This window comes from Coleofasciculaceae cyanobacterium (assembly GCA_036703275.1).
Classification (GTDB): Bacteria; Cyanobacteriota; Cyanobacteriia; order Cyanobacteriales; family Xenococcaceae; genus Waterburya.
Map to the genome: position 1 here is coordinate 1 of DATNPK010000105.1, position 5,251 is coordinate 5,251.

The window sequence follows — 5,251 nt, forward strand, 5'->3', positions numbered from 1 at the left end:
GCTTCAATAGTTTTGCTATTTAATAAGTCTTGCTGTTGAGTAATTAACAATGGCGATCGCCCTACCGCCTGAGTAACATGACCATGAGAACCTTTGACTAAGCTGGCATCTAAAGGAATTACATCCATCAGGTATCGAAAACCGAGTTTCTTTTTGAGTAAAGTTAGTCCAACTTTGACTTTAGGCAAGCTTAAGCGAGGGTCAACAAATAGTTCTACAGGATCGTAACCAGGCTTGCGGTGAATATCGACGGTACGGGCAAAATCGGGGGCGAATTTGTCATCGAGCCAATAGTAGTAGGTAAACCAAGCATCAGGATTGGCGATCGCAACTAGTTCTCCCGAACGTTCGTGATCGAGATGATGTTTTTCTTTTCCTGTTTGATCTAAAACCAGATCGACACCTGGGGTATTTTCCAAGATGTTTTGTACCTGAGATAAACAACTAGGATCGTTAACATAAACATGAGCAATTTGGTGATCGGCAACGGCAAAGGCTTTACTTGCCCCAGGAATCAAAATTTCTGTACCAAGTTCTTCCCTGACGGTAATTAATCCTTGCTGTCTAAATAGACGATTGAGATGGATTGGCTGAGAAACTTTTGTGATCCCATATTCAGAAAGAACAATAACTTTTCCGTCTTTGGCTTCATAAAATTCAATTAAGCCCTGACATACTCGATCTATCTCCTGTAGATCTTGAGCAATATCATCGGGGTTTGTGCCGATCTTTTGCAGACAATAATCTAAGTGGGGTAAATAAACTAGAGTCAGGGTGGGACTGTATTTTAATTCAACTTGTTTAGCTGCATCCGCAATCCATTGACTAGATTTAACGGAAGTGTTTGGCCCCCAGAAGTTAAATAAAGGAAACTCCCCAAGTTCAGAAGTCAACCAGGGACGTAATTCCATCGGTTCGGTATAAATATCAGGCAGCTTTCGTCCGTCTGCGAGATACATAGGGCGAGGAGTCACCGCATAGTCTACGGTCGAATACATATTGTACCAACCAAACAAATTGGCACAGGTAAAATTGGGGTCGAGCATTCGTGCCTTGTCCCAAATTTTGGGGGCTTGGACTAACTTGTTAGACTGTCGCCACAGCTTAACCTCGCATTCATCTCGGAAATACCAGCCATTAGCCACAATACCGTGTTGAGCAGGATTTTCTCCTGTGTAGTAAGTCGCCTGGGCGGTGCAGGTTACGGCAGGTAACACTGGTTTAATCGAAGTTGTCTTACCTTGCTTCTGCCAGCGAGCGAGAAAAGGCGTATGTTCACCGATTAATTCGGGAGTCAAACCCACCACATTAAGAACAATAGTTTTATTCATGATTCAAGAAATTTAATTGTCAACAATTACCAATTACGGACAAAACCCATTGGTACTCCCGTTCGATAGATGTCAAAATATCTAACTTTATTTCTGGCGGTAATACTTCCCAGGTATAAGTTTCAATCTCCAAATGATGACCCAAGGAGTCGTCGGGCAACATCTGTAATAGTTTGACAATATGGTCTTGGGTAGATTCAAATAGCTGATATTTAGCCATAAAAATAGGTACGTGGAAATGAGTGCGCCATTGCTGGGCTTCGGTGGTTAAAAAATGTTCTAGTGCGCTGGATAAATCAGCATAATGATGAAGATTTCCCTGGCTATTACGAGCAATTACCTGATGTAGATACGTAGATTCCGCAAAAGGTGAAAGCTGAGTCAAAATTGCTTGGCGTTGGGCTGGTTCTGCAGGAATATCAATCTTTATTGCCGAACTAAGCTGAATTTTACCAATTTTGATTCCTGTATCTTGGAAGCGTTGAATAATCTCATCAGGTTCTTCATACTCTACGGCAAAATGACAGGTATCGTAGCAAACTCTAATATGTTGAGTAACCCAATTTTGGGCTACTGATTGACTAATTCCTTGCTGCTGCAAGAATTCTCGTCCCACTGGCAATAACCAATCTTGGAAGAAATCGATAACCTCAGCCGTGTTTTCTAACATTCCATCAGGTTCGGGTTCGAGATCGATATGAATCAGCTTACCTGTGTTTTGGTAAACTTTTGCCAATTGCGCGATCGCCTCAGCCAAATTAAGACTAGCTTGATGTAAGATTTTGCTTCTATCCTCATAATTGTGCCACCAAGGTTTATATGAGATTGGCAGAGTGGAAATGCCACCATCGAGATCTGGCGGTAGTAAAGCTGCTAAGATTTCAATTAGCCTCAGAGTATAGTCCAAACGTTCTCGTGTAGACCAGTCAGGGGCGTATACTCGATCTTTAACCACCTGATGATGAAACCCGCCGTAAGGAAAACCATTGAGGGTAAAGACATATAAATCTTGTTTTTGTAGCCAGGTTTGAAACTGAATTAGATTATCCCCAGTCAATAGTTCTCTGGCGGCAATATCTGCTAGACGTAAACCGATGCCAAATTGATGATCTGGAGATAATCGCTTTTTGAGTTGTGGAAGATACTGCTTGAGGTTGCTGGCAACTTCTGCCCAAGATTCTCCAGGGTGGATATTAGTACAGTAAGTTAAATGCAAGTCAGTGTTGGTTGCTAGCTTCACGGTGATTTAGAAATAGATTAAATAAATAGGCGTTGGTAAATGCGTAATGCTATTGGGCGTAAAATCAAATAGTAAGAATTAGTAGTTTTTGGCGAATGGATTGTCCCAAATGTAAATCGTCTCAAAGCAAGAAAAATGGTTTTCGCCGAGGAAAACAGTCATACAAGTGTAAAAATTGTCCTAAAGGACGACGCGAAGGACGCGCCTCCAGGCGCTAATCCTTTAGGGCTAGTCCTTTAGGATACCGCTTCGCATATGGTTTACCATACCGCTTCGCATATGATACTCAGTATGTAATCAATCCATCTTTTAGAGCCTACTCCAGACAAACCAAACAAACCTGTATTGAAATGTACCTTAATGGTATGGGTATCAAAGGAATTTCGAGCGTGACAAAAATTAGTCATGTTACTATCTTGAACTGGATTCAAGCAGCAAAAGAATCTTTATCGGATGAACCCCAAGACGAAGAAATTCCCGAAATCACCGAAATCGATGAACTTCAGACCTTTGTACGCAATAAAAGAAACAAGTATTGGGTTTGGACAGTGGTTAATCACCAGAAAAAGGGTATTATTCTTTGGACTATAGGCGATTAACGAAGTTAGCCGCCCTAAAGGACGACGCGAAGCTAGTGTGACCGAAGGGCGGAGTGCGGTTTATCCGTGAATCCTTTAGGGCTTTAGCATACCGCTTCGCATAAAGGCATCGCTCTCATCAAACATTTGATTTTCTTTGGTCAATTATCAAGTGTTGGCACAGCTTTTGGTACGTAACGCGGACGCATTCGCGTCCCAGTCGTCTTCGACGACGATCTGCCCTAAAGGATTAGTGCCTGGAGGCACGTCCGCGTACGCGCTGCGATGAAAAGTCTATTCAATGTATATAGAGTCGGAAGATCATCTTATCTCCAAAACTTATATGACCAGAGTGGAGGGCGAGAATACTCATCTTCGACATTACTTAGCTAGATTACATAGGAAAACGCTGTGTTATTCTAAATCTCTGGTTTTTCTTAGATACTCCATTCGTTTACTACTAAATTATCTCAGATTTGATACTATTCCCTCTTTTCCTTAAAGCATTACTTGCTTACCAACGCCAATAAATAAACCGTTTAATTAAATACACCGATTTACTTAGTTGAGCTAACTACCAGTTGTAACTTCAATTTCTTGCAACATCAAGATTGCTTGGCGATAAATAGGAATATTAACCTGATTTACTTCTAATCCTTCCCCGAGTTTTCGCAGCAGCATAATCGCTAATTCTCCGCCTAAATGCTCGCGAAATTCGACTAATCCACAAAAGATTGAGCCAGCAGACTCTGCTTCGGCCAAATTACTCGCTAATTCTGGGGCATATAGTTCAAAGCCTAGTTGTTTTAAGGATGTAATAATTTGCTCCCAATCTGCTTTGTTTAATAACCCTGTTAGGTAAGAATAAGTACAGTCTAAAGCCATCCCAATTGCTACAGCTTCTCCATGTCTGAGACGATAGTTGGTTAAATGTTCTAATTTATGGGCAGCCCAGTGACCAAAATCTAAGGGGCGAGAAGAACCCATTTCAAAAGGATCGCCATAGTTAGCAATATGATCTAGATGTAGTTGACAGCAGCGATAAATTAGTTGTTCCATCGCTGCGGCATCACGTTGAGCTAAGTTTTTAGCATTGTTACTAATAAATTCAAAGAAGCTTCGATCTTTAATTAGGGCTACTTTTACTGCTTCGGCAATACCAGATCTCCAATCGCGATCGCTTAAAGTAGTCAGAAAATTAAAATCATTAAGTACGGCAAAAGGTGGGGCAAATGTACCTAAGAAATTCTTTTTGCCAAAAGCATTGATTCCGTTTTTGACTCCGACTCCCGAATCATTCTGCGCCAAAACCGTCGTCGGAATCCGAATTAGTCTAATACCTCGATGGGCAGTAGCGGCAGCATAGCCCACCATATCTACTACCGCACCTCCTCCAATAGCTAAGATATAAGAATGACGACATAATCCGACTTGCTCAATGACCCGATGAATTTTTTCGATTAAAGCAGGGTCGTTTTTGGCTGCTTCTCCCCCTGGGATAATAATAGGCTGGGCAACTAAGTTGATTTTGTCGGCGAAATGATCGGCATAGTCATTAATTTGCCTAATTAGCTTTGGATGTGCCTCTAATAAGCCCGAATCTACTGCAACTATAATTGATTTTGCTGCGATGTTATTTGCCCCGATTACCTCTGATAATAAAGGATTGTTGCTTTCAAACAAACCTCTGGTAAAGTGAACTCCGTAAGAGAAGTTAACCTGGACATTTTGCTGCAAAGACTCGATTTTGAAGATTTTGTTTTTTTGAATTAACATAGTAGTAAAAATTATATCAATGAATTTTAATTATCAAAGAACTGATTAAATACACGAGTTTTAAGTAACAGCAAACATTCGTCCTAAAAAGCGAGATAAAGGAAGCAAGGCTAATACTGATAAGCCATAAAGCCAGTTGGCAAAACCAGCAGCGATAGTTGCATCCAAAACAATTAAAGATAAAACTCCTGCTTTAACCGCCGTTTGAATTAATTCAGGACTGGGCTTAACGGCAGCCTTAATAAAGGCAGGCAATACTAAAACTATAAATAAAGCTAAAAAAGGCAGAGTGATTGAAAGGGTATATTCTGGCAGTACGCCTAAAC

5 protein-coding genes and 1 pseudogene are annotated in these 5,251 nt (G+C 40.9%); 2 read left to right on the forward strand and 4 right to left on the reverse strand.

Features of this window, described 5'->3' with window-relative positions; genetic code table 11:
* Together V6C71_23520 and eboE are read right to left on the reverse strand one after the other, a co-directional pair.
* Nucleotides 1-1,331: nucleotide pyrophosphatase/phosphodiesterase family protein (locus V6C71_23520; protein ID HEY9771426.1), on the reverse strand; the 1,331-nt coding region annotated here is incomplete at its 3' end.
* Nucleotides 1,332-1,350: 19 nt separating this feature from the next.
* Nucleotides 1,351-2,571, reverse strand: a complete 1,221-nt coding sequence (gene eboE, locus V6C71_23525) for a metabolite traffic protein EboE (GenBank protein ID HEY9771427.1) — start codon at nucleotides 2,569-2,571, stop codon at nucleotides 1,351-1,353.
* A gap of 296 nt (nucleotides 2,572-2,867) precedes the next feature.
* On the opposite strand from eboE, the gene V6C71_23530 reads away from it, so the two are divergent.
* Together V6C71_23530 and V6C71_23535 are read left to right on the forward strand one after the other, a co-directional pair.
* A complete protein-coding gene (locus V6C71_23530; protein HEY9771428.1) occupies nucleotides 2,868-3,170 on the forward strand; it encodes an IS1 family transposase in 303 nt (100 codons plus the stop codon).
* A gap of 304 nt (nucleotides 3,171-3,474) precedes the next feature.
* Nucleotides 3,475-3,651, forward strand: a pseudogene (locus V6C71_23535) (IS1 family transposase).
* A 68-nt stretch (nucleotides 3,652-3,719) separates the two neighbouring features.
* Here V6C71_23535 and V6C71_23540 read toward each other — a convergent pair.
* Both V6C71_23540 and V6C71_23545 read right to left on the reverse strand, forming a co-directional pair.
* Nucleotides 3,720-4,925: a 3-dehydroquinate synthase gene (locus V6C71_23540; GenBank protein ID HEY9771429.1), complete on the reverse strand. Its 1,206-nt coding sequence runs from the start codon at nucleotides 4,923-4,925 to the stop codon at nucleotides 3,720-3,722.
* 60 nt (nucleotides 4,926-4,985) lie between these two features.
* Nucleotides 4,986-5,251: hypothetical protein (locus tag V6C71_23545; protein ID HEY9771430.1), on the reverse strand; the 266-nt coding region annotated here is incomplete at its 5' end.

Bases quoted from the DNA above. Each gene is read 5' to 3' on its own strand.
- V6C71_23540 (HEY9771429.1), bottom strand. From the start codon at position 4,925: ATGTTAATTCAAAAAAACAAAATCTTCAAAATCGAGTCTTTGCAGCAA.